Origin of the sequence: Hamadaea sp., assembly GCF_013362815.1 — a bacterium.
Taxonomy (GTDB): Bacteria; Actinomycetota; Actinomycetes; order Mycobacteriales; family Micromonosporaceae; genus Hamadaea.
In genome coordinates this window covers 33,073-48,021 of the sequence record NZ_JABFVK010000067.1, presented here as the reverse complement: position 1 = coordinate 48,021, position 14,949 = coordinate 33,073, and the positions used below count along the sequence as shown (strand labels likewise).

The window sequence follows — 14,949 nt, the reverse complement described above, 5'->3', positions numbered from 1 at the left end:
CACGATGTGGTCGGTCTTCCGGGCGAGCAGCCCGTTGCCGACCCTCCGGGAAGATCTGATCTCCGAGGTCACCGGCCTGTTCGACCGGCTCGCCGAGAAGGACGTCACGATCCGGGGCACGTATGACGTCTCGGGTCTGCGCGCCGACGCCGACCTGATGATCTGGTGGCACTCGTCCTCAGCCGACGCGCTGCAGGAGGCGTACTCGCTGTTCCGGCGGACGGCGGTGGGCCGGAACCTGACCGGGGTCTGGTCGCAGGCGGCTCTGCACCGCCCGGCCGAGTTCAACCGCAGCCACGTCCCGGCGTTCCTGGCGGGTGAGGAGCCGCGGAACTACATCTGCGTCTACCCGTTCGTGCGGTCTTACGAGTGGTACCTGCTGCCCGACGAGGAGCGCCGGGAGATGCTGGCCGAGCACGGCCGGATGGCTCGGGGCTACCCTGACGTGCGGGCCAACACGGTCGCCTCGTTCGCGCTCGGCGACTACGAGTGGATGCTCGCCTTCGAGGGCGACGAGCTGTACCGCATCGTCGACCTGATGCGGGATCTGCGCGCCTCGCGGGCTCGGCGGCACGTACGCGAGGAGGTCCCGTTCTACACGGGCCGGCGGCGCGACATCGCCGACATCATCACGAACCTGCCGTGACGGCGGGCGACCGCAGCCAGCGGACGGCTTCGTCGAGCGGCATCGGCGGGGAGAACAGGAAGCCCTGTCCGTAGGGACAACCGGCGTCGACCAGGACCGCCCGCGCGTGGTCGGTCTCGACCCCTTCGGCGATCTGGTCGACCCCGATCCGGCGTAGCGTCGCCGAGACGCCCTCGATCAAGCGCTTCGCCCGGGGCGTCAGGTCGCTGAGCATACTGCGGTCGATCTTCACGATGTCGACGCTGTCCTGGCGGAGGTAGCCGAGTGAGGCGTACCCGGTGCCGTAGTCGTCGATGGCGATGCGTACGCCCAGCTCGTGCAACTCGTCCAGGTAAGCCCACGGCCGTTCGTCGTCGTTCTCGATGAGGATGTTCTCGGTCACCTCGAGGACGAGCAGGCGCGGATCGGCCCGGCTGCTCTTCAGCGCTCGGCGTACGGTCGCCGTGAAGTCGCTGCGCCGGAGCTGGCGAGCCGAGACGTTGACGCTGACATAGCACGGATCCCGGTCGGGCAGCTGGAAGGACGGCAGATCGGCCAGCGCCCGGTCGAGGATCCACTCGCCGAGCTGGCCGATCAGCCCGGTACTTTCGGCGGCTGCGATGATCTGCGGCGGCGGCATGTGATCGCCGTCGTCCTCCAGCCGGAGCAACGCCTCCAGACCGGCGGTCTCGCCCGTGACGAGATCGACGATCGGCTGGTAGACCAGGATCAGCTCACCGGACGCCATGGCCGAGCGCAGCCGGCGACCCACTTCGGCGTGGTTGCGCGCAGGGATGCTCATCTCCCCGTCGTACTGCCGCCAGCGGCCCTTGCCGCCCGACTTCGCGGCGTACAGGGCCATGTCGGCCTGGCGCATCAGGAGACTGTCGTCTTCAGTGTTCGCGGCGTGCGCGAGCCCGATGCTGGCCCGGCACTCGATCACCATGTCCTCCACCTCGATCTGTTCGGCCAGCAGGTCGGCGAGCCGTTGCGCGACGTCGCGGGCGACTCCGACGTCGGTGCAGTCGCCGAGCACCACGCCGAACTCGTCGCCCCCGATGCGGGCGGCCAGGTCCGCCGGGCCGATCACGGACTCGATCCGCCGGGCCGAGGCCACCAGTAGCTGATCGCCGATGGGATGCCCGTACGTGTCGTTGACCAGCTTGAAGTCGTCGATGTCGAGCAGCAGCACGGCCGCGCCCGGGGTGCGTACCGCTTCGGCGAGCGCGTGCCGGAACAGCCGCGGATTGCCCAGTCCGGTGATCACGTCATGGCTGGCCTGATGCGCGAGGTCGCGGCGCAGATCCCGTTCGGCGGTCACGTCCCGCAACGTCGTCACGACCCCGGCGACGGTCGGATCACTGGCGAGATCTCGCCGATGCACCAGCACTGCGAGACTGCGGCCGTCTCGGTGAACCTCGCCTTCCTCCGCCTCCACCGTGTCCGGCCAGCCCGCACCACCGCGCCGTGCCACGAGATCGTCGAGGTTCGCGCCCACGACTTCGAGACCGAACAGGACGTGGGCCGACGGAGTCGCGTACTCGATGACGCCCTGCCGGCTGATCAACGTGACATCGGTGCTGGTCTGCACGAGCGTGCGGAAGTACTGCTCGCGCTGTTCGGCGGCGAGCTCCTCGACGGTGCGTACCCGGCTGTAGGCGGACGCGGCCTGGTCGGCGAGCGCTTGCAGGGTCGGCGTGAGCTCGTCCAGCCGGGCGGTCGGCCCGCGGAACACGATCTTTCCCAGCGCGCACGGTGGCTCGCCGCCCTGGAGCTTCAGCGCGAGACCTTCGGGGACCGGCCCGCCGGGCTCGGTGATCGCGACGGTCGCGGTCGGCACCAGCTGCCGGAGTGCCGCGGTCACGCCCGCCTCGATCTGCCGGCGATCGGTCGCGAGCATCAAGGCCCGCGAGGCCATCCGCAGGCTGCTCTCCCGCAAGGCTTTCTGCTGGTACGCACGCGCCGACAAGTAGATCCGCGTGATCATGACGATGCCGATCGCCACCGCAGTGAGCGCGATGGCCAGCCCGGTCGTGACCGGACCCGACGTGGCCGCCACGAGCAGCACCGTCGGCGCGACGAGCAGTCCGATCGCCACCATCACGAGGCGGGCACCGAGCATGTTGCGGGCGTGCGTACGCGACGCGACCTCGCTCATCGACGGCATCAGCGCGGCCGCTCCGCTGAGCGCGAAGAAGATCGGGAAGCCCAAGTCGGCCAGTCCACCCGGAGTCCAGGTGCCCGCGATGATCTCCGTGCCGTAGACGTAGTCGGCGATCAGGAAGGCCACCAGGCCGACGCCGAGAACTCGGAGGGCTGCGTTCGCCCGCCAGGCGACGGCCACGAGAGCCGCGCTGGCGAGGACGGCGGCGTACCCGACATTCCCTGCGATCACTATGTATTTCGCGTACCCGGACAGGTGCAGGCTCAATACGGCCGGGCGTACCAGGGTGATCCATACGACGAGCGTCGCGGCCAGCCCTACGGCGATCGTGTCGAGGATCAGCATCAGATCGGACGAGAGGGTGCGCGGACGCCCCATCAGGATCAAACCCAGCGCCAGGGGCACATACGCCGCCACGAACAGCAGCTCGGGTGCGCCGGGGAAGCTCCGGGCGTCGCCCTGTATCCCGTAAACGGCCTCGCCGAGGCTGATCATGACGATCCCGGCCGCCAGGAGGACCCAAGCCAGCCAACGGTCGGTCCGATGACGGCGTACGCCGATCAAGATCGCGCTCGCGCCGCCCAGCCCGACGAGGACCAAGGCCGTCGTCTGGAACGGAGGTATGAGGTAGTACGCGATGATCAGCCCGATCATCACGGTCGGATACAGCACCTTGCCCCAGCGTTCGATCTTCCGACGCTAACTCGGGGTCTGAGAGCGCGCCGGAGAAACCGTCTAACGTGCTGCGCGTCGCATCGGCGTATGCGGAATGCCGTCCTCGACGAATTCGGGCCCGGCGGAGGCGTACCCGAAGCGTTCGTAGAACCGGCTGAGATGGGATTGTGCGTCGAGCACGCTCGGCCGGTCGCCCACGATCTCCAGCGCCCGCTCCATCAACCGGCCGCCGAGGCCGCGACCGCGCGCCTTCGGCGACGTCACCACCCGGCCGATCCGCAGCTCGTCGCCGTCGTCGAGAATCCGCAGGTACGCGAGGATGTCGCCGGCGTCGTCGGCGGCCCAGACGTGGCGGGTGCCCGGCTCGGGATCGCGCCCGTCCAGCTCCGGGTACGCACACTCCTGCTCGACGACGAAGACGTCGACCCGGAGTTTCAGCAGCCGATAGAGGGTGGCCGCGTCGAGCTCGGCGAACCGGGCGGACCGGAAGATCGTCTCCACGTCGTCATGGTAGTCACGCGGCCAGTCGGCGAACGCTGTGCGTACCGCGACGGGGTCGGCTCCATAGCGGCGGATGTGCTCGTCGGGGCAGGTGTCGAGCTGCCGTACGCAAGCTGCGTAGTCCTCGCCGGTGAGCGCCGGGTCCATCGCGCTCACGAGGTCGAGCAACCGGGCACGGTCGAACCGCCGCAGGAAGGCCGCGACGTCGATGAAGTCGCGGATCTCGGCCCGGTTGACCATGGCGGCGACCTTGATGGCGGCCAGATCTTCCAATGAGGTGATCGGACCTGCGCCGAAATCGGTCGGTGGCGCCGACCGTGGCTGTACGCCGAGCGACACCGGCAGGAAGCCGCCGCCGGGGCCGGTGACCGCCAGCTCGATGAGGATGTCGGCGAGATCGTCGAACAGATCCGTCTCGTCGCCGACCTCCCAGACGGAGAAACCGGCGTCGGCCAAGGCGTCCATCACCGCTTCCGCGGCCGGGCGGACGGCCGAGTCGTCTGCGGTGAACAGGTCCACGCCTTCGGTCGGGCGCTCGGCGACTCCGTACGCCACCAGCGCCCGGCCACCGCCGAGCGCGAAGCCCCAGGATGCGGCGGCGCTGAGGGCGATCCGTTGAATCGCCTCCTGCTCGGCCGGGGTCATGCACGTCTTCCGAACACGTGTTCCATTATGAGCTCGGCTCGACCCCGCCTCAACCCCAGCAGATCAGGGTTCTGGGTCGAATCTTGGGCCAAGATTCGACCCAGAACCCTGATCCAGCGCCCAAAGACTCAGTGGAGGCCGGCAGCGCGGAGTGAGATCGCCTGCAGGAAGATCTCGCCGATCTTGGCGGGGTCCTTGGCGGTGAACACGCCACCCCCGGTCAGATCGGTGACCTGCTTGAGCGGCGCGGCGTTCACCGACGGGCCGATGCCGATGATGATCACCTGGATCGGGCGCTTCGGATCGGCCAGCTGCTTGAGCTTGGCGAGCAGGTCGGCGTGCGAGATGCCGTTGGCGTCGTCGTTGTCGCCGTCGGTCATCATCACGATCGAGTTCACCCGGCCGGGGTCCCAGTCGTGCTGCACCGTCTGGTACGCCGCGAGCAGCGTGTCGTAGAGCCCGGTGTCGCCGGTCTGCTTGGGCTGGATCGTCTCCAGCTTGGCCAGCAGCGACGTGCGCTGCGACGACAGTGGACCGATCGGGATGAGCTGCCGGTAGTCCTTGGTGCCTTCGAGCTCGGTGGAGAAGGTCCAGAGTCCGACCGCCCACGAGTCGTCGAAGAGCCCGAGACCGCGCCGAGCGGCTTCCAGGGTGACCTGCTCCCGGGTGGCGTTGCCCGCCGTCGGTACGCGCTCCAGCATCGAGCCGGAGACGTCGATGACGGCCAGCATCCGGGCCGGGAGAGTGACGGCGATCCAGGTGGACAGCGCCTTGTCGACTCCGGCGGCGACGGCGGCCCGCTGAGTGGCGCTAGGCGGTGTCGTGACCTGTGGTGCCGGTGCACCTTGCGGCAGGGTGAGCCCGGTGCTGGGCGTACCGTCCGGCAGGCGGAGCCCGGCCGCGGCCAGCTTCGAGCGGAAGGTCTCCGACTGGAGAGCGGTGCGGATCTGCTCGGCGTCGGACTTGCGACCGGCGTCGGCGCCCGGCAGGACGGTGAGCGGATAGTCCAGCGCCACCGGCGCGGGGTCGAGATAGAGCGCGGCGAGCTTCACCGGCGGCTTGGTCGCGTTGTACGCCAGCACGGCCTGCTCCGACATGGGTGCGGCAGACAGGCCGGAGGCCAGTGCGGCCGGTTCGGCCGACCGGGGGAACCGGGCGAGGATGTCCGAGCGCAGCGCCGACCGGCCGGCCGACAGCGCCCGCAGGGCGGCCGTCGTCGCCGTCTGCCCGCCCGCCGAGGTGGACGCGGCCTGACCGAGGGCCAGCAGCCCGGACAGGGCGGCCGCATCGCGGGCCGGTTCGGAGGTCCCGACGTGCAGCTTCGTGTCGGTCGTCATCTTCTGCAGGAGCGCCTGCCAGGTCAGCTTGGCCGTCGGCCAGCCGAGCGACTTGGCAACCGGTTCCGGCATCGCGACCACGACGGGGCTGCGGGCGATCGAGACCGTGTCGGTCGCGGCGAGCGTCGGTGAGGCGTTGGAGAGCCGGGCCAGCCAGGTCGAGGAGTCCGGGATCCAGATGTCGGGGGCCTTGGCGTCGCCGTCGGGTTGCCCGACACCGGCCAAGGTCACACTGCGCTGACCGGCGATGATCGCGGCGACGTCGGCCGGGTCGGTCGCGGTGACCTCCGCCGGCAGGCAGAGCCCGCTGATCGTCTGGCGTACGGCGTCGGCGATCTCCGGCGCGGCGGCCACCCGGATCGGCGTACCGGACGGGTTGCAGTCGGACGCGTCGTCACCGGTCAGCCGGACGACGCCGTACGCACCGGCGGCGGCCACGGCGAGGACCGCCGTCGTGAGGGCGACGGCGCGGACGGGGCGTCGAGGTGGACGGTGTCGGCCTGGCACCGAACCAGTGTTGACGGCGAAAAGGCCTGCTGCCATAGCCGTTCGGTCGAAAGTTACCGGTCGGAAACATCGGTCTGTGGCCATGTTTACCAGCAGCAACGGCTCAACTACGCGCCCCGTGTGGCGAATGGGACGACCGTGCGGTATGTTTCTGTACCGACCAGTCAGTTTAAGTTTCTCTGGAGCGGTGATGGCGTCAAGCGATGAGGGACGCGTCGACGTCGAACAGCCGCTCGAGGAGGACGAAACTGCAGAGCCCGCGGTGCCCGCCCCGGTCCTGGCGGCCCGCGGGCTCGGTCATCAAGCCCCCGGCCGTGCGAGGCGCGCCGACCGGACGAAAGGGACAGTGTTCCGGCCGTTCGACCTGGCGGTCCGGCCCGGCGAGCTGGTGGCGCTCTCGGGAGCACCCGGCAGCGGCCGGACGGCCGCCCTGCTCTCCCTGATGGGGAACTTCCGCCACAGCGACGGCGCCGTCGAACGGGCGAAGACCGCGCTCGGGCTGGTCCGGGGCGTACACGAGCCGGAGCCGATGCTGACCGCCCGGGAACACCTCGGCGAACGCCTCCGGCTGCTCCGCCCGGTCGGCCTGCCCACGCGGGCGCGCCGGGAAGAACGCCAGGCCAGGCTGGCCGACGCCGAGCGGCGGCTGCCGTTCGACCCGGGCACGAAGGCGCGCGACCTCACGCCGCTGGACCGCCATCTGCTCATGATCGAGCTGGCCCGGCTCGCCGACCCGGCGGTGATCGCCGTCGACGACGCCGACGTCCAGCTCACCGCCGACGAACAGGCCGAGCTGGCCGACGCGTTGCGAGCCACCGGCTGCGCCGTCGTGCTGACCGTGCGCGAAGCGACGGCGTACGCCCCCGATCAGATCGTGGAGATCACCCGATGAGCCCTGCTCGCTCGGAGCTGCGCCGATTCGGCCGTCATCGGCTGACCCGGGCCGCGCTCGCCGTCCTCACCGTCGTACCGCTGCTCTACGGCGCGCTCTACCTTGCCGCCTTCTGGGATCCCTATGGCAACCTCAAGCGCATCCCGGTCGCGTTGGTCCAGGAGGATCGGCCGGCCGCGACGAGCGACGGGGACATCGTGCACGCGGGACAAGACCTCGCGGACGAGCTCGAGGATCGCCAGGTCTTCGGCTGGGTTCCGACCACTCGGGCCGACGCCGAGCGCGGTCTGGCGGCCGGGGAGTACCACCTCGTCCTCGTGATCCCGGCGGACTTCTCGCAGCATTTGGCCGACGCGCCGGACCCCGGTCGTACTGCGCTGGCCGGTCGCCTGGAGGTCACCAGCGACGACAGCACCAACTACCTGTCCGGGTTGCTGGCTCGCAGCGCGTTCACCGAGATCCGGGCGGCCGCGGCGAGCAGCGCCGCCGTGAAGTACTTCGACCGGATGCTGCTCGGCTTCACCGACCTCAAGACGCAGACCGCCGAGGCCGCCGACGGTGCCGCCCGGCTCGCCGACGGCGCGGACGACGCGAACGCGGGCGCAGGCAAGCTCGCCGACGGCGCCGGTCAGGCGGAGAACGGCGCCGGGCAGCTGGCCGACGGCACCGCCACCGCGGCCTCCGGCTCGGCTCAGCTGGCGTCCGGTTTGGACACTCTGGCCGCCGGCTCCGACCAGCTCGCCGATGGCACGGCGAAAGCGGCGGCCGGTGGTCGCCAGCTCGCGGCGCTCGTGGACAAGGCGGCCAACGCCGCCGAACCGGTCCTCCGCGAGCACGCCGACGACATCGCGGCGGCTGCGACCGCCATCGCCGCCGGAGCCGAAGCGATCGCCGATCACCTCGACGAATTGCCTACGGTCGCCGACCGCGCCGTTGTGCGTACCGCTGAGGTCGAGGCGAAACTGGACTCGTTGGTCGCGGCGAACCCGGAGCTCGCGCACGACGCGGCCTTCATCGCCACCCGCCAGGCCGCCGCCGAAGCCGCGCAGACCGCCCGTGACCTGCGCGGACGGCTCCAGTCCGCGGACTTGGACCGGCTCGCGGGCCAGTTGCGCAGCGTGGCGGCGCAAGCCCGCGCCGTGGCTGAGGCAGCGCCCACGCTCGCCGACCGCGTCGCCGCCGCCCGGTCCCAAGTGGACCAGCTGGCCGCCGGACTTACGGCACTAGCCAGTGGCGCTTCTCAATTGCAAGAGGGTACGCACACCGCAGCGACCAGCGCGCACCAGTTGTCGGGCGGGCTTTACCGGCTCTCGTCGGGAGCCCGGCAGCTGGACGGCGGATTGGCCGACCTCGCCACCGGCACGCGCACCCTGGCCACCGGCTTGGCGACGCTGGACTCCGGCGCGGCGCGACTGGCCGACGGGCTGGCCGACGGAGCTGCACGGATTCCCGGTTACGACGCCGACGATCGGGCCACGCGATCCGGTGTGCTCGGCGATCTGGTGGCGCTTCAGCGTGACACCCGGCATGCGGCCGCTACTTATGGCGTCGGTTTCGCGCCGTACTTCCTGTCGCTGGCGTTGTGGGTCGGCGCGATGCTCACCTACATGCTGTTGCGTCCGCTGACCCGGCGGCATGCCATCTCGGGCGCGCCCGCTTGGCGCGTGGCGTACGCCGGATTCGTCCCCGCCGCCGTCGTCGGCACCGCCCAGGCGATCGTGCTCTACCTGGTCCTCCGGTACGCCCTCGGCCTGATCCCGGTCCACCCGCTCGGCACACTCGGGCTGCTCGTCGCCACGTCCCTGACGTTCACCGCGATCCTGCAGATGCTGGGCGCCGTCCTCGGTACGCCGGGCCGGCTCGTCGCGCTGGCACTGCTCATGTTGCAGCTGACCTCGTCCGGCGGCACGTATCCGGTGCAGACCTCACCCGGGTTCTTCCAGGCGTTGCACCCTTGGCTGCCCATGACCTACGTCATCGGAGCCTTGCGGCGGCTGACCGTCGGCGGTTCCCTCTCCTCCGTCGGGGTTGCGCTCGCTGTGCTCGCCTCTTTCGGCTTCGCTTGCTTCGCTCTGACGGCGTACGCCGCGCGTCGCTCGCGCCGCCTCACCCTTCGCACCCTCCACCCCACCCTCCCTTAGCGTTGATCATGAACCTGTGGTCCCGGTCGTCCGGCGTGTCGTGTCCCGGGCTCCCTGATCAACTCCGCGAGCGGGTGATCGACTCCGTCGGAAACCGGGCATGTGAGACTGGGGGTGTGGAACGGCGTACCCTCTCCAACTCGCCTGACGGGCGTACTCGGCGACGCGACGCGACTCGGCTGAAGATCTTCGAGGCCGCCGTCGGGCTCATCGCGGAGCAGGGTTTCACCGCGACCACCGTCGACGAGATCGCCGAGCGAGCCGGCGTCGCCAAGGGCACGGTGTTCTACAACTTCGCGTCCAAGACCGCGCTCTACGAGGAACTGCTGCGCTACGGCGTCGGGCTGCTCGCGGAGGAGTCGCGAGCCGCGATCGAAGGCCTGCCGCCCCGGGAGGCGATCACCGCGCTGATCGGCGCGCAGCTGTCCTACATCCAGCGCTATCAAGCCTTCGCGCAACTACTGCTGGCCGAGATGTGGCGGACCAACCGCGAATGGCAGCAGACCATCCTCCTGGTACGCGAACAAGCCATCAGCGTGATCGCAGAAGTGCTCCAAGCGGGAGTGGAGTCGGGCGACTTCCCGCCGGAGCTGGACCCCCGGATCTCGGCGTCGGCGCTGTTCGGAGCGGGTCTGGTCGTCGCGCTCGACTGGCTGATCTTCTCGCCCGAGCGTCCGGTCGAGGAAGTCCAGGCCGGGCTCGTCGCGGTCCTGCGCAGCCGGCCGTCCCTCTAAACGGCCTCGACCGGCCGTCCCGCTCGCCGCGCGCCCGCCCGGCTGTCGCTGTGGGAGAACGCATTCGGCCGATCCTGCCGGGCCGGGCGACCATTCGGCCGATCCAGGCGACGGGGAAGGTGCGCATCCTAAGAGGAAGCCGCGCATCCCTAGACCGTGCGGACCACGGGGGAGGCATGCATGCCCGAGTTCCCGTTCGGATCGATCGTGCCGTTCCCGCGTGACGAGGTCTTCGCCTACCTGGCCGACCCGCGGAACTGGCCGGCACTACAACCGGAGATCGAGGCGATCGACGACCTCGACGGCTGGGACAAACCGGGCGGGCGCTGCGTACTGCGGTTGCGGGGTGGCCGGACGCAACATCATGAGCTGCTCGACTTCGACCAGCCGCGGCTGCTGCGAGAGGTCGCCCGGTCCGACGGGCTGCCCGAGATCGAGCACGAGCGAGTCTTCGCCGAGCTCGCCGACGGCACCTGGCTGCAGAATTACGCCCGTTACGAGCCGCGCCGCGGCTTCGTCGGCCTGTTCGACCGTACGCTACTCGCCTGGCTTCTGCGGCGGCGCTTCCAGCGGCTGTGGGCGGTGGCCGCCGGACGGCTGACCGACGAGCTGGCCGCCCGGCATCGCCCCACCCGCTGACCCCCGACAGTTGCAGATCACGGTTATGCATGCTTCAAGCGGCAGCGGAAGCATGCGCAACTGTGATCCGCAGGGAACGCGCGGTGTCCAGCGCGGAAGGCGGCGCGGGAAGAGGCGCCGAAAGGGTTTGCAAGCTGCGAAGATAACCCGCACCATTGCCCGGTGCTGCTGACGATCACGATGACGGGGACCCCGGAGACACCCGGGACCGATCTCGGCTACCTGCTGGTCAAGCACCCCGATCGGGTGCATCGTTTCGATCTGCCGTGGGGCGAGGCGACGGTCCTGTTCCCGGAGGCGACGCCGCAGCGCTGCACGGCGGCCCTGCTCCTGGAGGTCGATCCGCAGGCACTGGCGGAGACTCGGAAGGACGCGGCGGGGCAACTCAACCGATACGTCAACGATCGGGCGTACGCGGCGTCCAGCCTGCTGGTGGCGGCGATGAACCGGGCATTCCGGTCGGCGATGCGGGGCAGTTCGAAGGATCGCCCGGAGTTGGCGGAAACCCCGGTCCAGCTGGAGATTCGCGTACCGGTGTTGCGGTGCAAGGGCGGGCCGGCGGTCGCCGAGCGATTGTTCGCGCCGTTGGGCTGGGTCGTCGAAGCCTCGTCCATCCCGCTGGACGAGCAGCTGCCCGAGTGGGGCACGAGCCGCTACGCCGACATCCGCCTGACCGGACGCGTACGCCTAGCCGACGCGCTCAACCACCTCTATGTGCTGCTGCCGGTGCTGGACGATGCCAAGCACTACTGGGTCGCGCCCGACGAGATCGAGAAGCTGTTGCGCGCGGGCGACGGCTGGCTCGCCACTCATCCCGAGCGCGCCCTGATCACGCGGCGCTACCTGGTACACAGCCGTGCGCTCACCGAACGCGCCCTCAACCAGCTCGCGACCGACGAACCCGATTCGGTCGAGCCGGAGAAGGAGGAGCCCGACGAGAAGCGCAAGCCGCTCAACGCCGTGCGGCGGGCGGCTGTGCTGGCCGCGCTGGCGGACACGGGCGCGACGAAGGTGCTCGACCTCGGCTGCGGTCCGGGCGCGCTGATCGGCGACTTGCTGCGTGATCGGCGGTTCACCCAGATCGTCGGGGCGGACGTGTCGCCGGCGGTGCTCGAGATTGCCGCCCGCCGCATTCGGCTCGACCGGCTGCCCGATCGGCAGAAGGCCCGGATCAAGCTCATTCAGTCGGCGCTGACCTACCGCGACGACCGGCTGCGCGGTTACGACGCGGCCGTGCTGATGGAGGTCATCGAGCACGTCGACGAGGCGCGGCTGCCCGCGTTGGAGGATGCGGTGTTCGCCCACGCCCAGCCCGGCGCGGTCGTCGTGACCACGCCCAATGTCGAGTACAACGTCCGCTACGAGTCGCTGCCCGAGGGCAGTCATCGGCACGGCGACCACCGGTTCGAGTGGACGCGTGCGCAGTTCGCGGCCTGGGCCGGTGGCGTCTCGGCGCGCCACGGCTATCGCGTCGAGTTCCGCGGCGTCGGCGACGACGACCCCGAGGTAGGTACTCCGACCCAGCTCGCCCTGTTCACGAAGGAGGCAAACCGGTGACTACATTGGACATTCCCGAGCTGTCGCTCGTGGTCCTGGTCGGCGTGAGCGGTTCCGGCAAATCGACCTTCGCCCGCCGCCATTTCCGGCCGACGCAGGTGCTTTCTTCCGACGCCTTCCGCGGTCTGCTCGCCGATGACGAGAACGACCAGACCATCACCAAAGACGCCTTCGAGGCGCTGCACTACATCGCGGGCAAGCGGCTGCGTGGTGGTCGCCTCACCGTAGTCGACGCCACGAACGTGCAGCACCACGCCCGGGCCGAGCTGGTCAAACTCGCGCGCGAGCACGACGTCCTGCCGGTCGCGATCGTCCTCGACACCCCCGAGGCCACCTGCTGGGAACGTACCCAGGAGCGGCCCGATCGCACCTTCGGCCGTGAGGTGGTCCGCCGCCAGCATCGTGACCTGCGGCGCTCGCTGGGCTCTCTCGGCCGTGAAGGGTTTCGGAAGATCCATATTGTACGCCCAGAGCAGGTCGAGAGCATCGAGCTGCGATACGAGAAGCTCTTCAACGACCGCCGGGAATTGACCGGGCCCTTCGACCTGATCGGCGACGTGCACGGCTGCTTCGAGGAGCTGCTCTCGTTGCTGGCCGAACTCGGCTACACCGTCGAACGGGACGAGCGCGGCCGGGTGGTGAACGCCGTGCACGCCGCTGGGCGTATCGCCGTGTTCGTCGGCGACCTGGTGGACCGCGGACCGGACTCGCCTGCGGTCTTGCGCCTGGTCATGGGCATGGTCGCGGCCGGCACCGCACTGTGTGTGGCGGGTAACCACGAAGCGAAGCTCCTGAAGAAGCTGCAGGGCCGCAACGTGCAGGTACGCCACGGCCTCGCGGAGACGCTGGAGCAGCTCGACCGGGACCCGGTCGACGGCCTGGAGCCGTTCCTGACCGGTCTGATCAGCCACTACGTCCTGGATGAGGGACGGCTTGTGGTCGCGCACGCCGGGCTGAAGGAGGAGTACCACGGGCGGGCGTCCGGCCGGGTCCGCAGCTTCGCGATGTTCGGCGACACGACGGGGGAGACCGACGAATACGGCCTGCCGGTGCGGTACCCGTGGGCGCAGGAGTACCGCGGCAAGGCAATGGTCGTCTATGGACACACGCCGACGATCGAGCCGGAATGGGTCAACAACACGATCTGCCTCGACACCGGCTGCGTGTTCGGTGGCAAGCTGACCGCATTGCGCTACCCGGAGCGGCAGCTCGTCACCGTGCCCGCAGTACGCGAGCACTACGCGCCGGCCCGGCCGCTCGCGCCCGCCGAGCCGGTCGTCGCTCGCGCGCTCGACTTGAAGTCGGTGACCGGTCGCCGTCACATCGAGACCGGGCACGGCACGATGACCGTACGCGCGGAGCACTCGGCTGCGGCGCTGGAGGTGATGAGCCGGTTCGCCGTCGACCCGCGCTGGCTGATGTGGCTGCCTCCGACAATGGCCCCGGCCTCGACGTCCACAGTCGACGGATACCTCGAACATCCGACGGCGGCGTTGGCCGACTACGCCGCAGCCGGGATCGACCGCGTCGTCTGCGAGGAGAAGCACATGGGCTCCCGTGCGGTCGTCCTCGTGAGCAAGTCGGCCGACGTCCCGTCGCGCTTTCCCGAGGATGGGGCTTCCGGGGCGATCTATACGCGTACGGGGCGATCGTTCTTCGGGCCTGAGATGACCGAGGAACTGCTGGCGTCGGTGCGTACCGCCGTGGAGTCGGCCGGACTTTGGGACGAACTGGGCACCGATTGGCTGCTGCTCGACTGCGAACTGCTGCCCTGGTCGGCCAAGGCCGACACGCTGATTCAGCAGTACGCCGCGGTCGGTGCGGCTGGGCGGTCGGTGCTCCCCGCTGCCCTGTCCGTTCTGTCGTCGGCGGCTTCTCGTGGCTTGGATATCTCGGCGCTCCAGGCTCGGCTGGCCGACGGCCTGTCCGATGTGGAGGCATTTACCTCGGCCTACCGCGCCTACGTACGCCCGACGTCCGGTCTGGACGGAGTCACGTTGGCTCCGTTCGCCGTCCTGGGGCCGGGTTTCTACGACCGCGACCACGGGTGGCACCTGTCCATCGCCGACCGCCTCGTGGCCGCCGACCCGAAGACGTTCACGCCGACCCGTCGCCTTGTCGCCGATCCGAAGTCACCGGCTGACGTGGCCGCCGTGACGGACTGGTGGCTGTCACTGACCGAATCCGGCGGCGAAGGCATGGTCGTCAAGCCCTACGCCGGACTCACTGTCACCGGCGAACGAGGTCTGCATCAGCCCGGCCTCAAGTGCCGGGGGCGGGAGTACCTGCGGATCATCTACGGACCCGGCTACACCGAGCCGACCCAGCTCGCCCGGCTACGGCAGCGCAGTCTCGGCCGCAAGCGCGGTCTCGCCCTGCGCGAACACGCGCTCGGGCTCGCGGCGCTCGACGCCGTCGCGTCGGACGGGCCGCTGTGGCGGGTGCACGAACTCGTCTTCGCCATCCTGGCGAGCGAGTCCGAACCTGTGGACCCCCGCCTCTAGCCCCGACAGCTGCAGATCACGGTTGTGC

At 69.8% G+C, this 14,949-nt stretch carries 10 protein-coding genes and 1 pseudogene; 7 read left to right on the top strand and 4 right to left on the bottom strand.

All coding sequences use genetic code 11. The annotated features are described in order from the left end of the window. The first annotated feature begins 4 nt into the window (after positions 1-4). The gene (hemQ, locus tag HOV77_RS27470; protein WP_290866732.1) at positions 5-646 is read left to right on the top strand and encodes a hydrogen peroxide-dependent heme synthase; all 642 of its coding nucleotides are present in this window, start codon (positions 5-7) and stop codon (positions 644-646) included. Here hemQ and HOV77_RS27465 read toward each other — a convergent pair. From HOV77_RS27465 to HOV77_RS27450, 4 genes and pseudogenes are all read right to left on the bottom strand, one after another. Then, positions 630-3,461, bottom strand: coding sequence for an EAL domain-containing protein (locus tag HOV77_RS27465; RefSeq protein ID WP_290866645.1), 2,832 nt, complete (start codon positions 3,459-3,461; stop codon positions 630-632). The genes hemQ and HOV77_RS27465 overlap by 17 nt on opposite strands. 63 nt (positions 3,462-3,524) lie before the next feature. Next, positions 3,525-3,965 carry a GNAT family N-acetyltransferase gene (locus tag HOV77_RS27460; protein ID WP_290866729.1) on the bottom strand — a complete coding sequence of 147 codons (441 nt, stop codon included), beginning with the start codon at positions 3,963-3,965 and terminating at the stop codon, positions 3,525-3,527. Between the two features lie 162 nt (positions 3,966-4,127). Next, positions 4,128-4,610, bottom strand: a pseudogene (locus tag HOV77_RS27455) (nucleotidyl transferase AbiEii/AbiGii toxin family protein); the annotation flags it as partial. 128 nt (positions 4,611-4,738) lie between these two features. Beyond that, a complete protein-coding gene (locus tag HOV77_RS27450; protein WP_290866642.1) occupies positions 4,739-6,454 on the bottom strand; it encodes a VWA domain-containing protein in 1,716 nt (571 codons plus the stop codon). A 346-nt stretch (positions 6,455-6,800) separates the two neighbouring features. Here HOV77_RS27450 and HOV77_RS27445 point away from each other — a divergent pair, with 346 nt between their 5' ends. The 6 genes from HOV77_RS27445 to HOV77_RS27420 all read left to right on the top strand — a co-directional run bounded on the left by HOV77_RS27445 (position 6,801) and on the right by HOV77_RS27420 (position 14,921). Beyond that, positions 6,801-7,346: an ABC transporter ATP-binding protein gene (locus tag HOV77_RS27445; RefSeq protein WP_290866639.1), complete on the top strand. Its 546-nt coding sequence runs from the start codon at positions 6,801-6,803 to the stop codon at positions 7,344-7,346. Continuing rightward, positions 7,343-9,487, top strand: coding sequence for a YhgE/Pip domain-containing protein (locus HOV77_RS27440; protein ID WP_290866637.1), 2,145 nt, complete (start codon positions 7,343-7,345; stop codon positions 9,485-9,487). The genes HOV77_RS27445 and HOV77_RS27440 overlap by 4 nt, the downstream gene beginning before the upstream one ends. Before the next feature lie 116 nt (positions 9,488-9,603). Next, the gene (locus HOV77_RS27435) at positions 9,604-10,221 is read left to right on the top strand and encodes a TetR/AcrR family transcriptional regulator (protein ID WP_290866634.1); all 618 of its coding nucleotides are present in this window, start codon (positions 9,604-9,606) and stop codon (positions 10,219-10,221) included. 180 nt (positions 10,222-10,401) lie between these two features. Then, positions 10,402-10,860, top strand: a complete 459-nt coding sequence (locus HOV77_RS27430; protein ID WP_290866631.1) for an SRPBCC family protein — start codon at positions 10,402-10,404, stop codon at positions 10,858-10,860. A gap of 162 nt (positions 10,861-11,022) precedes the next feature. Continuing rightward, entirely contained in the window at positions 11,023-12,417 is a 1,395-nt protein-coding gene (locus tag HOV77_RS27425) for a 3' terminal RNA ribose 2'-O-methyltransferase Hen1 (protein ID WP_290866629.1), read from the top strand. After that, positions 12,414-14,921: a polynucleotide kinase-phosphatase gene (locus HOV77_RS27420; protein WP_290866626.1), complete on the top strand. Its 2,508-nt coding sequence runs from the start codon at positions 12,414-12,416 to the stop codon at positions 14,919-14,921. Before HOV77_RS27425 ends, HOV77_RS27420 begins: the two co-directional genes overlap by 4 nt. Positions 14,922-14,949: the final 28 nt, after the last annotated feature.